This window comes from Arthrobacter sp. NPDC058192 (assembly GCF_042883665.1).
Lineage (GTDB): Bacteria > Actinomycetota > Actinomycetes > Actinomycetales > Micrococcaceae > Arthrobacter.
The window spans coordinates 61779-76447 of sequence record NZ_JBHVVJ010000006.1; the positions used below are offsets into that span (position 1 = coordinate 61779).

Genomic DNA, 14669 nt, shown 5'->3' on the forward strand with positions numbered 1-14669 from the left:
GACCCGCCGTGCACAGCCGCGAACGGTAGCATGGCAAGGTGACCCAGACCCCCACGCTGCCGCCCGAGGCCGGCCCCGCCGCGTCCCCGCCTTCGGGCCCGAGCCGCGCCGGCAGCCAGACCCGGGGCCGGTTGCGCACCGGGCGGAATCTCGAGCGGCACCGCTGGATCGGCCGGCCCGCCGAGGCCTTCACCGCGGACGCCCTCAAAGAGCGCCTCATCGGGGGGATCCAAAGCTGGCGGGACTATCCGGCCTCGCTGCGGCTCTGGTACTGGCTCATCCCCACCCTCACGGCGGCCTTGGGCGGTGCGCTGCGGTTCGTCCGGCTGGACACGCCCCGGAACCTGGTCTTTGACGAGACGTACTACGTCAAGGACGCCTATTCACTCCTGGTCAGCGGCTACGAGCGCAGCTGGCCCGACCGGGCGAACGACTCCTTCATCGCCGGCAACCCCGGGGTGCTGCTGGGCACACCGGAGTACGTGGTCCACCCGCCGGTCGGCAAGTGGATGATCGCCGCCGGCATGTGGCTGTTCGGTGCGGACAACCCGTTCGGCTGGCGGTTCGGGGCGGCACTGACGGGGACGCTGTCGATCTTCCTGCTGGCGCTGATCACGCAAAAGCTCTTCCGCTCACTGACCCTGGGCGCCGTTGCCGGCGTTCTCCTCGCGGTGGACGGCCACCACCTCGTCATGTCCCGGACCTCGCTGCTGGACATCTTCCTCATGTTCTGGATCCTGGCGGCGTTCGGGGCCCTGCTGATGGACCGCGACGACGGCCGGAGGCGGCTGGCAGCCCGGCTCGGCCGGCAGGCCGCGGCCTCCGCCGCCGGCCGCCCCTCGGCGCTCCAGCTCACGTCCGGCCCCTGGCTTGGCATCCGGTGGTGGCGGCTCGCGGCAGGCGTCTGCCTGGGCCTGGCGGTGGGCACGAAATGGTCCGCTTTGTTCTTCTTGGCCGCTTTCGGCCTGCTCACCGTGTTCTGGGACCTCAGCGCGCGGCGCATCGCCGGCGTGCAGGGCTGGATCAGCGGCGGCATCCTCAAAGACGGCGTCACGGCCTTCCTGAGCATCGTTCCGGTGGCCGCCGTCACCTACGGCGCCACGTGGACCGGCTGGTTCCGGTCCAGCGACGCCTACTTCCGGCACTGGGCCGAAGCCAACCCCTCGGCCGAGTGGGGCTGGCTGCCGAACGCCGTCCGCTCCCTGGCCCACTACCATCTGGAGGCCTACAAGTTCCATCAGGGCCTGAGCGCGGACCACCCGTACGAGGCCAGTGCCTGGAGTTGGCTGGTCATGGGCCGGCCCACGTCCTTTTTCTACGAATCCCCCAAGCCGGGCACCCCGGGCTGCGAGGTCAGCAACTGCACCACAGCCATCCTCTCGGTGGGCAACCCGCTGCTTTGGTGGAGCGCAGCCCTCTGCCTCGGCATCCTGCTGTTCTGGTGGGCTGGGCGCCGTGACTGGCGCGCCGGTGCGGTCCTGGCCGGGGTGGCCGCCGGCTACCTGCCGTGGTTCATGTACCCGGAGCGCACCACCTTCTTCTTTTACGCCGTGTCCTTCGAACCGTTCCTGGTGCTGGCCCTCGTCTACTGCCTGGGGCTGGTTCTCGGCCAGCGCACCGACCCTCTGTGGCGACGGCGGTCCGGGTTCTACGTCGTGGTGCTGTTCGTGGTGGCGGTCGTGCTGCTGTCCGCGTTCTTCTACCCGATCTGGACCGCCGAGGTGGTCCCGTACCAGCAATGGCGCTTGCGGATGTGGATGCCTTCCTGGATCTAAGGCAGGATTGCAGGGGAAGTCCGCCGAACTCCGGGCGGACCAGGAATGGAGGCGCGGCTGTGAGAGAAGCAAGCACCGGACTGCTCGTGGAGCTGGATCCCGGGAGCAACGTGACGGACCTGCTCCTGGAGCAGCACGCGAAGGACCCCGTGCATGCGCTGTACTCCCGCAAGGGCCCCGGCGGCTGGACCGACGTCTCCGTCCAGCATTTCCTGGACCAGGTCACGGCCCTGGCCAAAGGCCTGATTGCCGGCGGACTCGCCCCGGGCGAGACCGTGGCCGTGATGTCAGCGACCCGGTATGAGTGGACGGTAGTGGATTTTGCCATCTGGTTCGCCGGCGGCGTCACCGTCCCGATCTACGAGACCTCCTCCGCGAGCCAGGTCGAGTGGATCCTCCACGACTCGGGCGCCCGGCGCGTTTTTGTCGAGGACCACGCCAAAGCCGCCCTCGTCCAGGGTGTCCTGGACGCCTCCACGGTCCTTGGCGACCGGCTTATCGCCGTCGTCCGGATGGAGAACGACGGCGCCGCACCGCACCTGGCGAGTCTGGCGGCCGCCGGAACCGGCGTGACCGACGCCGAACTCGAACGCCACCGGAGCGCCGCGTCCCTGGCGGATGTCGCTTCACTGGTCTACACCTCGGGCACCACGGGCAAGCCCAAGGGCTGCGAGATCACGCACGCCAACTTCGCCCTCGTGGCCAGGAACGCCGCCCTCTTCCTGCCCGAGATCCTCCTGCGGCCGCGCTCCCGGACGCTGATGTTCCTGCCCCTCGCCCACGTCTTGGCCCGGGCGGTGCAGGTGATCTGCCTAAGCTCCGGCACCACCGTCGGCCACAGCGCAAGCGCCAAGGAACTCCTGGCGGACCTGGCCAGCTTCAAGCCCACCTTCCTGCTGGTGGTCCCGCGGATCTTCGAGAAGGTCTACGCCGGAGCCGCCCAGACGGCTGCCGCTGCCGGCAAGGAACGCGTCTTCGCCGCCGCGGCGTCGGCTGCGATCGACTATTCCAAGGCCCTTGACGCCGCCGCCCGGGGCACCGGCAAGGGCCCCGGGCTGCTCCTGCGGGCCAGGCACCGCCTCTTCGACCGGCTGTTCTACCCCAAGCTCCGGCAGGCGTTCGGCGGCCAGCTGGGCCACGCGGTCTCCGGCGCCAGCCCGTTAAGCTCCAACGACGCACACTTCTTCCGCGGCGCCGGCATCCCCGTCCTGGAAGGCTACGGCCTGACCGAAACCACGGCGCCGTGCACGGTCAACACCCCGGCACGGACCAAGGTGGGGACGGTCGGGATCCCCTTCCCGGGAACGACAATCCGGGTGGCCGACGACGGCGAGATCCTGGTCAAGGGCATCGGCGTCTTCAAGGGCTACCACGCCAATGCGGCTGCCAACGCGGACGCGTTCGTGGACGGCTTCTTCCGTACCGGCGACCTTGGCTCCCTCGACGAGGACGGCTTCCTGACCATCACCGGGCGGAAGAAGGACCTGCTGGTCACGGCCGGCGGCAAGAACGTCGCCCCCGGCCCCCTTGAGGAAAAAATCCGCGAGCACCAGCTGGTCGGCCAGGCCGTGGTGGTCGGGGACGGCCGGCCGTTTGTCTCCGCGCTGGTCAACCTGGACCCCGAAGGCCTCCGCAACTGGTGCACGGCCCGCAAGGTGCCTGTGATGGGCACGGCCGAAGCCGCTGCCGACGAGTCAGTCAGGGCCGCCGTCCAGGGCGCCATCGATGAGGCAAACCTGCTGGTCTCCAAGGCTGAATCGATCCGCAGCTTCGTCATCCTGGACGCCGACTTCACAGTGGAATCAGGGCATCTGACACAGTCGCTCAAACTCAAGCGGGGCGCCGTCGTCCGGGACTACGAGGAACACATCAACCGCATTTACGGCTGAACGAACCTGGCTTACACGGTGTGCCGGGCGCGCAGCGGGTCCCCGGTGCCGCCGGCGGCGCCGTCAGCGGCGCGGCCAGCTGCGCTGTCAACGGGGCCATCCGACACCGCGGCTTCCCCTTCTGCGGATTCGGAGTCGGCGTCCTTCGAGGCCGCGGCTTTCTTCTTGCCCAGTCCACGGCGCCGGCGGGTGGGCCAGGTCAGGACCAGGGTGATGAGGGAAGCGAGCAGGACCAGGCCTCCGATGACGATCCCGGCGTCCACCCAGAACTGGCCGGGGAAGAGCCTGATCAGGGTGTCCTGCAGCGAGAACGTCCAGGTCCCGTTGGCGAAGAAGATGCGGTGGAAGTCCGTGAAGAACTGCTCCCAGCCGAGGAAGGCGAGGGTGCCCAGTCCGATGATGATCGCGAGCGTGACGATCGAGCCGGCAAACAAGCCGCGGCGGACTCCCCCCTTGTGGCGCCGCGCCAGGTAGATCACGGCGATCACGGCCAGCAGGACCAGCAGCGTGCCGGCACCGAACGTCGACAGGATGACGGTCTTGACGTCGGCCATGTGGCTGACCTCGCCGTCCTTGAACAGGCGCTCCCCGCTTTGGTCGACCAGGCCGCCCAGGTAGCGCGGGCCCGACCAGTTGCTGAGATAGTCCACGGCGTAGGAGCCGTAGGTCATGCGGTCATCGGTGCTGAAGCCGTAGCCGTCGCCGGGGAAGCCCGGACGGTTGTATTCCACCCAGAGGAACAAGGGGCTGGTGACGGCGCGGACGGCCAGGACCAGCAGGATGATCGGGTAGAACACCGCGAGCAGCACCTGCATCACCCGCGGGAGGACGGGTTTGGCCTTGGCCGCCTGTTCGCGCTGGGCGTTGCGGCGTTCGACGTCCTCCTGGGGAGGCCGGATTTGCAGGGCCGAGGTCTGCAGCGGCTCGTCCGAATCGGTCTCCTGCCGCGCATAGGCGCTTGCACCGGATCGTGCAAATTCGGTTCGCTCAAATTCAGGCTGTCCAACTCCGGGCTGTCCGGCTCCGGTCTCTCCAGCGCCCGGACCGACGACGGCGGCCTCCGCGGCCTTGCGGCCGGCGCGGCTCTCCGGCTGGCTGGCTGGGGACCCCGTCGACGCGGGTGCCGCATCAGCCCCAGCGGCGGTTGCCCCGCCGCCGTCCGTCGTGGCCTTGGGCCCGTCCGCGGCGGCCGCGCCCCCGGTACGGTCGGCGGCCTCTCCCGCGGGCTTGGCGGCCGCCGGTTTCATCCAGTCGAAAGCCGGCTCGTCGGTGTCATGCGTGGGATCCAGGTGCGGCTCCGGCCGGTCAGGTGGGGTAGGTTTTGTGTCAGTCACGTGGAGCTTCGCTTCCGTAGGCTTCCGCGCCGCCCGGCCTGGGCCGGCTGCGCAACTTATCTGGCTTCGAGCCTACCGTCAGGTGATGAGGCTCGGCGAGGTGCCACCCCGTCAGTTGGCGTAATGGGCCCACGGGATGTTCCAGTCCCCGAAGCCGTCATCGTAGTTGGCGTATTCGCCTTCGGTGTTCACCACCTGGACGACGTCGCCCGTGGTCATGTTGTCGAACACCCATTTGGCGCCGTCCGGCCCCAAGCCGATGCAGCCGTGGGAGAGGTTGCTCTTGCCGAGGTAGGGCATCGCGGAGTCGGTGGCCTGGTGGATGAACTCCCCGCTGGGCGTCAGGCGGGTGGCGTAGTTGACGTCAAGCTGGCCGTAGTAGGCCGGATCTCCCGGCTTCAGCCCGATGGTGGAGGCATCCATGTGCTCCACCCGGTGCTTCTCCATGAACACCAGGAAGCCCCTGGCCGACGGGAACCTTGTGTCGCCCATGGTCGCCGGCCACTGCCCCGCCGGCCGGTCGTTGATCTTGACCGAGAACGTATGGGCCTTGGCGTCGGCCACCGCCACCTTCTTGTCCCCGATGTGGATGGTCACCGTCTTGTTGAAATTGCCGACCTGCCCTTTGCCCAGCTCGACGCCGAACAACTGCATGTCCATGGTGATGGTGCTGTTGGCGGCCCAGAAGTTCTGCGGCCGGTACCTCACGGTGTTGTTGTTGAACCAGTGGAAGTCACCGGTCTGGCCGGAGGTCGAGGTGATCTTGATGGCCTTTTCGACGGCGTTCCGGTTCAGGACCGGTTCGCTGAAGGTGATCTGCAGGGGTTGGGCGACGCCTACCTTCATGCCGTCCAGCGGGTAAATCGCGGCATCTGCCTCATTGGCGGTGGAGACGGTGGTGAACGCGCGGGTGCTGTGGGTTTGGCGTCCGGCGCCGTCCACCACGGAGTACGTGAAGTTGTAGCGCGTGTTGAACTTGAGGTCGCCGGAGGAGGTCCAGGTGGCTCCGTCCGCGCCCTGGTTGCCTTCCACGGTGTTGCCGTCATCGCTCGTCAGGGCCACCCTTTCGATGTGCCCGTGCTTCACCTTGAGGGACACCGGAGCCGCGGGGTTGACCTGCTGCGCGCCATCGGCCGGGGCGGCGTCCAGTTCCGCGGGGGCCACCACCGGAACGGCCAGGCCCGGCGTCGTCCGTGCCGGCGAACCTGCCTCGGAGGAGATGGCCGCCTGGGCCAGTCCCGGGGCCGCAGCGGCGAAGGCCCCGCCGCCGGCTGCCAGGGCACAGACCACTGCCAGCAGGGCAACTTTGCGGCCGCTGCTCCAGGTTTTCACGGCCATCAGAGGACCCCGGCATTTCCATACGTCATCTTGCCAGCATAAGCGAGTTACCTTGGAAGCCCGGACCGATTCGACCACGATCCGGTTACAAAAGGGGCGCCAAAACGGTCACAACAAAGGGCCCCGGGCGTCGTCCGGGGCCCTTCGGAGGGTTTCTAGTAGCGGTAGTGTCCGGGCTTGTACGGGCCTGCCACTTCGATGTCCAGATACTCGGCCTGTTCCTTGGACAGCTCGGTCAGCTCGACGTCCAAGGCCGCGAGGTGAAGGCGGGCGACCTTCTCGTCCAGGATCTTCGGCAGGACGTAGACCTGCTTCTCGTATTCGCGCTCACCTTCAGGCTGGCCGGCCTTCGTGAACAGTTCGATCTGGGCGATCGTCTGGTTGGCGAAGGAGTTGCTCATCACGAACGAGGGGTGTCCGGTGGCATTGCCGAGGTTCAGCAGGCGGCCTTCGGAGAGGACGATGATGGAGCGGCTGCCCTGGCCCGTGGCCGGGTCGGCCTCGAAGACCCACTCGTGCACCTGGGGCTTGATCTCGACCTTCTTGATGCCGGGGATCCGCGAAAGTCCGGCCATGTCGATCTCGTTGTCGAAGTGGCCGATGTTGCCCACGATCGCCTTGTCACGCATGCCCGCCATGTGCTCGGCAAGGATGACGCCCTTGTTGCCGGTGGTGGTGATGAAGATGTGGCCTTCGGCGAGGACGGTTTCGAGCTTCGCCACCCGGTACCCGTCCATGGCCGCCTGGAGCGCGCAGATCGGGTCGATTTCGGTGACGATCACGCGCGCACCCTGGCCGCGGAGCGCCTCGGCGGCGCCCTTGCCGACGTCTCCGTAGCCGCAGACGACGGCGACCTTGCCGCCCATCAGGACGTCCGTGGCGCGGTTGATGCCGTCGGGCAGTGAGTGCCGGATGCCGTACTTGTTGTCGAACTTGCTCTTGGTCACGGAGTCGTTGACGTTGATCGCCGGGAAGAGCAGCTTGCCCTGCTCGGCGAGCTGGTACAGGCGGTGCACACCGGTGGTCGTTTCCTCGGTGACGCCAAGCAGGAGGGAGCCGATGCGGGTCCACTTCTGCGGGTCGGCCTCGAGGGAGACGCGCAGCAGGTCCAGGAAGACCCGGCCTTCGTCGGACTCGTCCTCGGTGGCGGCGGGCACCGCACCGGCGGCCTCGAATTCAACGCCCTTGTGCACCAGCATGGTGGCGTCGCCGCCGTCGTCCAGGATCATGTTCGGGCCCAGCTCGGGATTCGCGTCGGCACCCGGCCAGGTGAGGATCTGCTCGGCGGTCCACCAGTATTCCTCCAACGTCTCCCCCTTCCAGGCGAAGACCGGGACGCCCTGCGGGTCCTCGGCGGTGCCCTGGCCGACGACCACTGCGGCGGCGGCCTCGTCCTGGGTGGAGAAGATGTTGCACGAAGCCCAGCGGACTTCAGCGCCGAGGGCGGTCAGGGTTTCAATCAGCACCGCGGTCTGGACCGTCATGTGCAGCGACCCGGCGATCCGGGCGCCCTTGAGCGGCTGGCTGGCGCCGAACTCCTCGCGCAGCGACATGAGTCCGGGCATTTCGTGCTCGGCGAGGCGGATCTGGTGCCGGCCCGCCTCGGCCAGGGAAATGTCCGCAATCTTGTAATCGAAAGTCATGTGAGTCCTTTGTTGTGGCCGGTGCTTTGCGTGTTGGGAGCTGCGGGATCCCGCGGCTCCGCCGTCATTCATTGCCGGGCAGTGCCGGCGGGCCGCGGGGTGGGATTATTCGGCGGCGTGACGCGGGCTGGCGTCGTCCTGGGCTGTGTCTTGCCTGGCTGTGTCTTGCCTGTCGGCCGGCTCGGCGGGGGCCGCCGTGGCGGCGGGCAGGAGTTCCGGCGGCAGCAGCAGCGGGATGCCGTCCTCGATCCGGTACCGCAGCTTGTTCCCGGAGTCATCTGCCGTGACGGTGACGAGCTCATCGCCGTCCTGCGCCAGGGCGGACCCGGTGACGGGGCATCGCAGGACAGACAAGAGTTCGGGGCTGAGCTTGGGCATGATGAACACTCCCTGAGGGGCGCCGCGGAAGGCGCCGGTGGCTTACGGCTTTTGGCAGTATCCACCCTACCGCCAGTTGGCGCCTCAGGACGGTTCGCGAAGGACCCGCAGATGCCCGCGGCGGGTGCCCTCGGCCGGGGCCGGGGCCTCCAGGGCCGGGTGCAGCGTGCGCTGCCCCTTCGCCGGCTCCGCCGCGGCGGGGCGGGAGGCCGCCTCGCGGACAGCGTTGGCCAGGGCCAGGAGATCGTCCGGGCCCGGGCCGGGCGGCGTCGCGGGCATCGCCAGGCGCATGACTTCCCATCCGCGCGGAACGGTCAGGGATTCGGCGTGCTGTTCGCACAAGTCATAGCAGTGCGGTTCGGCGTAGGTGGCAAGCGGGCCAAGGACGGCGGTGGAGTCGGCGTAGACGTACGTCAATGTGGCCACCGCAGTATTGCGGCAGGCAGACCTCGAACACAGACGAATTGCACCCACGACATCACAGACTACTCCCCCTCCGGGCGGTGTCCGCGCATTGAAACGCCCGCAGGCTTGGAACGGCTCGCCGAAGAGTCCATATCGCGTAAATCAATCCGCGGGTTTAGAGTCAACGTATGCAGTCATCGCACCACGATTCGGGTTTCACGGTCCGGTTGGCTGACCCCGATGCCCCTCCCGCGGGCGCCGGCTCCGCCTCCGCCGGCGCACCCCTCACCGCCTCTCCCTCCGCTGGCCGGGCAAAGCACTTCCGGCAGCGCCGCAGGAACCGGCACGGCCGCGGGCTCCGCGGCGAGCTCATGCTGCCCACGCTCCCGGGCTACCGCACCCGCTCCGACCGCTTCGACGACCTCGTGCTGGACTCGGCCGAGCGGCTGCACGACATTTGGGGCAAACCCCTCGACGGCGTCCGCTTCGCCGTGGACGAGATCCCGCCGGGCCTGGAGCAGCTCGTCGCCGACCACACGCCCGCGCCCATGGGGGCCTTCACGGCCGCCACAGCGGAGGAGGGGCCGGTGATCACGCTGTACCGCCGCGTGGTGGAGCAGGCGTGCGGAGGGCGGGAAGAACTTCAGGACCTGGTACACGACGTCGTCGTGGAGTACACGGCGGAGATGCTCGGCGTGCCGCCGGAGTCCCTCGACCCGGTATACCGCCGCCGCTACTAGCCTGCCTGGTGTTCAGGCCCGGCGGTGACCGGCCCGGAGCCGCCTGGAGCCGCTGCTAGTACCCCAGGGTGACCGGCACCTGTCGCTGCCCTGCCGCTTCCGGCGCCACCGCCACCGCGGAAATGTCCTGCCTGCCGTCCCTGCCCAGGAGCAAAGCCCCATAGGCGGGGTCACCGGCGGCGGACACCACATAGCCGACGAGCGGGGAGCCTCCGACGTCGGCGGGGATTTTGACGGACACGGTGGTCCCGCCGACAACCCCCGCCGTGGCGGCGGTCCGGATCTTGCCGTCCGCCGTGATGGGCGCGTAGGAGACGGTCGCCTTGCCTTCGGGCGCGCCGAACACGAGCTGCCGGTCGCCCGTGGCCGGCACCGCCACAATGTGCTGGCTGCCCAGCCGGGCCGACGCCGCGGAGAACCCGACATCCGCGGCATCCTCGGACTTCAGTCCCCGTGTGAGCCGGGCGGTGGCCGCGAAGGAGACATCCGAGCTCGCCGCGACCGTATAGGTGCCGGCCGGCACTCCGGCCAGCGAGACCTCGGTGACCGCCCCGGCCTTGGCTGTGACCACGCCGCCCCCGGGCAGCGCCTTCTGGCCGTCTCGTCCGTACAACTTGACCTCAACCACGGCGTCGGCCGCCCCGGGGACAGCGATCTCCAGTGCCGGTCCGGCGTCGGCGAAGCCGGGCTTGGCCGTCAGTGCCGTCAGACCTGCGGGATCCTGGATGTCCAGGCCGGACATGACCTGGCGGACGGAGGGCGCGGTGCCCGGGGTGATGAAGTCGATGCCGCCGGGCGTGAGGCCGCGGAGGAGGCTCTGCTGAATGACGGCGGCAACGGGGCCGCCGGTGCTGCGGACCCGCACGCCGAGCCGTTCCTGCCCAGGAGCGAGCCCCGCCAGGACAATGGAGCGTGTGCTGCCTGGTGCGACGAGCAGGCCCCGGCTTCCGGGCGCCTGGATCTGCCCGTCGGCACCGTAGAGGTCCAGGCTGACGGTCGCCGGGGTGCTGGAGGCATTGGTGATGTTCAGGACGGCCGAACGGCCGAGGCCCGTGTTCGCGCCGACCAGCCAGAGATCGTTGCCCGGTTGCTGGCAGGCCGCGGCTGCGGAGCCCTGGAGATCCCCGTCCTCGGCAGCGTAGCCCACCACCGCGCCGGCGGCTGCCCTGTGGTTGTCCTGCGCATCGGCGCTGAGGACGCTGACGTCGGCCACCGCCCGCTCGGTCACGACGCCGGCGACCAGCACGGGCGTGCGGGGCGCAGGTGTCGAGGCGGTGGCCGCCGAAGCGCCCTTGGCAATCTCCACGAGCGGGGTGCCTTTGAGGGCGGCGAGCCGGCTGCCCGGAACGGCGCCCGCGTTCGAGCCGAGCACGGCGGCGCTCACAGCGGTCTTCGCCGTGGCAGATTCCGGGCTGAACTGGGGGTCGGTGCCCACCGGGGTGCCTTGGAGCAGCCGGGCAGGGCCGGGGCAGACACCGACGCTGCTCCCGGCCGGTACAGAGGCAACCGGCGCCTCGAGCCGCCGGCTGGCGGGGCTTTGCGGTGCCAGTGACGCCGCCGAAACGAGGCCGCCGCCGGCGGCCACGAGGGCGAGCGCGGAAAGCATCCCGCCGATCACGCCGGCGCGCGGCATGCCCCGCTTCCGCAGCCCCGTTCCGGTGCCCGCGGAGTGCGTTCCGGCCCTTGGGGTCTCGGCCTTGCCGAATTCGGCGGCCGGATCGGTGGGGGTTTCGCCCTTAGACATGCTGATGTTCCTTACGCAGGGAGCCTTCGTCCCTGGACAGGCCGGTGTTGGACCGGCGGGCGGCAGGCATGGGCAGAGCCAGGAGAACGGTCAAACCGATCACGACGGCCTGCGCGATTCCGGTCAGCACGGCCCATGGCGCCTCATACCGGATGCTCAGCTGGCCGCCCTGGGCCGGCAGCGTGAACGCTTGGGCCCATCCCGACGTCGTGGAGGTCAGACGGCGGCCGTCAAGCCAGGCGCTCCAGCCCGGATCGGCCCGGTCGGCAAGGACCACCAGCCGGCCCTCCGGGCCGGCCGGGACGCTGCCGGCTGCCGAGACTTCCTCCGACGGGAGGAGTCCGATGGTCGCGCCGCTGCCGTCCACGACGCGGACCCGGTGGGCGACGTCGGAGGCCTTGATGCCGGGCCCATCCAGCGGGCTGACCCGCCAGAGCCAGCCGGAGCCCGTCTGGCCGACTGCGACCAGACCGGGGACCGCGTCCATGCGGCTGGCCGTCAGCTCGGCGGCGGAATCGGCAGCGCGGAGCACCACGAAGCCGGCGCCGAGCCGCTCGAGGTCTATCCGCGGGTCCACGCCTTCGCCGGCCACAATCGTCGCCACGACGCTCCTGAGCGATCCGGCAACGGCGTCATCATCACGGACCGTCTCCCGGCCCGGCTCCCCCATGATGCTCCGGGCCGCCGCGACCGTGGACAGGGCGTCCAGTGTGGTGCCCGCGCCGCGCATGAGCGAAGCGTCAAAGCTTCCGTCCTCGTTGCCGGAGATCAGGAGCGTCCTGGACTGCTCCGGCCCCTCGCCGCGGTCCACCGCCGTCGCGGGCAAGGTGCGGGCCTGCGCCGGCTGGATGAGCCTGGGGGTGCCGAGTCCGGCGGACGGTCCTGCCCCGGCTGCCAGGGACGCGGGCTGCAGCAGGTTCTGCGCGGTCCACACGGCGAACCCGGCGAGCGGAGCGGCCAGCAGCAGGGCTACGGCGGCCACGGCCGTACCGCGGACCAGGACCCGCCGGGCCCGTCCCGTACCGGCCGTCCGGTCGGCGGCGTCCAGCAGCCCGTCGGCCGCGATGAGTGCGGCCCCCAGCAGACCGAAGGCGGCGGCGGAGACGGCGGGGCCGGGAAACGGCGTGACCAGGACATCGGCGCTGGCACCGGAGGCGACATGCCCCGCGAGCCAGCCGCCGGCCAGCATCAGGACGGCGGCTGCCCACAGATAACGTGCGGTCCAGGTGCGGCCCGCGAGGACAAGCCTGCGCGGCATGAACAGCGCGGTGAGGGCCAGCAGCAGCACCGGCAGCCCCAGCAGCAGGGCGAGCACCAGGGCCCACGGCACCCCGGCGCTGCCGGCCGGGGCCGCGGCGGCGCCGCCGAAAGCGCTGAGTCCGGAGAGCCCGGCGCCGGCGTCGAAGTTTAGGGGCTGGCCCAGGGCCTGCTGCCACAGCGGGGCGGCATCAAAACCGAGCGGTATGCCCGGGTCGGCCAGGAGCGCCCGCGGCCGGTCCAGAACCGAGAAGGCGAAGGGCAGGAACAACGCCAGGCTGGGCAGGAGCGCCCACCACACCGTGCGGCCGCGGCGGCCCAGGAGCACGCCGCACCCGGCTATGACGATCATGGATGGCACCAACAGCGACGGCGCAGCCGCGGTCACCGCGGCCAGCGCGAGGCCCGCCGCCGCAGCCGCTGTCCACGAGGGCGTTCCGTTGATGCCCGGGCGGGCGGCAGGTCTGGGCGTGAGCCGGCGCTGACCCGGAGCCGGGACGGCGTGGACGCCGTGTCCGGTGGCCGTGCCGGTCGCCCGGAGCAGCGCCAGGACAAGCACCGGGATCAGAACGTGGGCCAGCAAGGCGCCCAGCCGACCCTGGTTGAGGGCCACTTGCAGCGCCGGCGCCGCGGCCCAGACCAAGGCGGCGGCCAGGCGCAGTCTACGGCGCTGGGTCAGGGCGCCGGCAGCGAACCAGGCACCCAGCGCCGAGAGCGGCATGGCAAGGATCAGCAGCCAGCCGACGGCGCCGTTGGCGTCGCCTGCTCCCAGCGCTCCCAGTACCCACAGGAGGTAGTCGAAGGGGTCGCCATGACCCGGAAGCCCGGCACCGAGGCTGATCCACCAGCTGGAGGCATGGTTCCAGATCGCGGAGAGGTCCACGGAAACGGGGATGAGCGCGCCGCCGGTAACTGCCGGGGCCTGCACGAGGCCCAGCAGTCCGGCCAGCGAGACTGCCGTGGTGATGACCACGGCGAGCAGGGCACCGCCGCCCACCCAGCCGCGATCCGCAGTGGCGATCGCGGCGAAGTCGTCGGCGTCGCCGGTGGGCTGGTCCGCCAGCGGATCGGGGCCGGCATGGCCGCTGCCGAAGTCGTCCGCGCCCAGCGCTTCGATCAGGGAGCGCCGGTGGGCCCAGACCTCGCGGCGCGGCGTCTGCAGTCCCTTGATGACGGAGCGCCGGATCCGGCGGGTGCGCGCCGCGGTGCGCCGCCCGCGGACCACTGCCGCCGGGCGGGACAGCGCCGCAAGAGTTGCCAGCAGTTGCGAGAACCCGTATCCCGGGTCCTTGACGGCAATGCTCAGGACAAATTTGAAAAGACTGCCCAGGAGGGCGCCCGCGGCGTGCAGCGGGACTTTCCAGGCCGCCGCGTGCTTGAGCCGCAGGTGGACCTGCGCCTTGCGGGCGGCGGTCGCGTTGCCCAGGGCATGGGGACGGTGCGCGACGTGGAACATCTTGGCGCTGGGGACCACCACCACGCGGTGCCCGGCCAAGCGGTTGCGCCAGCAGAAGTCGATGTCGTCGCCGCTTCCGGGAAGGGCCGGATCGAAGCCCCGGAGCTGCTCCCAGACGTCGCGACGGACCAGCATGCCCGCGGAATTGACGGCGAAAGTGTCGCTCCGGCCGTCGTACTGGCCCTGGTCGAGCTCATCGGCCTCAATCAGCGTCAGCCGCTCGGCCCAGCGGCTGGTGGAGAGGCCGACGTCGATCAGACGCCGTTCGGCGTGCCAGTCCAGCTGCTTGCAGCCGGCCACCGTGACCGACGGCGCGCGCTCGACCGCATGGAGGAGTTCGGCGAGGGCCTCCGGCGCCGGTGCGGCGTCGTCGTGCAGCAGCCAGATCCAGTCCGAGCACCGCCCGGGTCCGGCGTCCCCCTCCCCGCCGGCATCGCTTTTCGGGACGGCGCCGTTGGGAGGCCACGGTGCGAGGGCCTTGAGGCCGGCCAGGACCGCCCCGCCCATCCCGGGCCGGGGCTGGTCGAAGACCGTGACGTTTTCCGTGCCCAATGCCTGTTCCAGCAGGGCCGCAGAGTGGTCGCCGGAACTGGTGTCGACACCAATCACGGCGTCGGCCGGCCTGGTTTGGGCCGCCAGCGCCGCAAGGGTCCGGGGGAGAAAATCACCGCCGTCGTGGGAGACCACGACGGCGGTGACTCGTGCTACTT

The 14669-nt window shown here is 70.1% G+C and carries 10 protein-coding genes; 3 read left to right on the plus strand and 7 right to left on the minus strand.

The window, feature by feature from the left end:
- The first annotated feature begins 38 nt into the window (after window positions 1-38).
- Both ACFVVK_RS07970 and ACFVVK_RS07975 read left to right on the plus strand, forming a co-directional pair.
- Window positions 39-1775: a dolichyl-phosphate-mannose--protein mannosyltransferase gene (locus ACFVVK_RS07970; protein WP_390265721.1), complete on the plus strand. Its 1737-nt coding sequence runs from the start codon at window positions 39-41 to the stop codon at window positions 1773-1775.
- 59 nt (window positions 1776-1834) lie between these two features.
- Window positions 1835-3664: an AMP-dependent synthetase/ligase gene (locus tag ACFVVK_RS07975; protein WP_390265723.1), complete on the plus strand. Its 1830-nt coding sequence runs from the start codon at window positions 1835-1837 to the stop codon at window positions 3662-3664.
- A gap of 11 nt (window positions 3665-3675) precedes the next feature.
- Here ACFVVK_RS07975 and ACFVVK_RS07980 read toward each other — a convergent pair whose 3' ends face one another.
- From ACFVVK_RS07980 to ACFVVK_RS08000, 5 genes are all read right to left on the minus strand, one after another.
- Window positions 3676-4998 (minus strand): TIGR01906 family membrane protein, encoded by a 1323-nt coding sequence (locus ACFVVK_RS07980; RefSeq protein WP_390265725.1) that lies wholly within the window; start codon window positions 4996-4998, stop codon window positions 3676-3678.
- Between the two features lie 111 nt (window positions 4999-5109).
- On the minus strand, window positions 5110-6336 hold the full coding sequence (locus ACFVVK_RS07985) for an Ig-like domain-containing protein (protein WP_390265727.1): 1227 nt from the start codon (window positions 6334-6336) through the stop codon (window positions 5110-5112).
- A gap of 155 nt (window positions 6337-6491) precedes the next feature.
- Window positions 6492-7979 carry an adenosylhomocysteinase gene (gene ahcY, locus ACFVVK_RS07990; protein WP_390265729.1) on the minus strand — a complete coding sequence of 496 codons (1488 nt, stop codon included), beginning with the start codon at window positions 7977-7979 and terminating at the stop codon, window positions 6492-6494.
- A gap of 105 nt (window positions 7980-8084) precedes the next feature.
- Window positions 8085-8357: a Trm112 family protein gene (locus ACFVVK_RS07995; protein ID WP_390265731.1), complete on the minus strand. Its 273-nt coding sequence runs from the start codon at window positions 8355-8357 to the stop codon at window positions 8085-8087.
- A gap of 84 nt (window positions 8358-8441) precedes the next feature.
- Window positions 8442-8831 carry a DUF3499 domain-containing protein gene (locus ACFVVK_RS08000; protein ID WP_390265733.1) on the minus strand — a complete coding sequence of 130 codons (390 nt, stop codon included), beginning with the start codon at window positions 8829-8831 and terminating at the stop codon, window positions 8442-8444.
- A 119-nt stretch (window positions 8832-8950) separates the two neighbouring features.
- On the opposite strand from ACFVVK_RS08000, the gene ACFVVK_RS08005 reads away from it, so the two are divergent.
- Window positions 8951-9502: a metallopeptidase family protein gene (locus tag ACFVVK_RS08005; RefSeq protein WP_390265735.1), complete on the plus strand. Its 552-nt coding sequence runs from the start codon at window positions 8951-8953 to the stop codon at window positions 9500-9502.
- A gap of 55 nt (window positions 9503-9557) precedes the next feature.
- Here ACFVVK_RS08005 and ACFVVK_RS08010 read toward each other — a convergent pair whose 3' ends face one another.
- Window positions 9558-11246 (minus strand): DUF5719 family protein, encoded by a 1689-nt coding sequence (locus ACFVVK_RS08010; RefSeq protein WP_390265737.1) that lies wholly within the window; start codon window positions 11244-11246, stop codon window positions 9558-9560.
- On the minus strand, window positions 11239-14646 hold the full coding sequence (locus ACFVVK_RS08015) for a glycosyltransferase (RefSeq protein ID WP_390265739.1): 3408 nt from the start codon (window positions 14644-14646) through the stop codon (window positions 11239-11241). The genes ACFVVK_RS08010 and ACFVVK_RS08015 overlap by 8 nt, the downstream gene beginning before the upstream one ends.
- Between the last annotated feature and the right edge of the window lie 23 nt (window positions 14647-14669).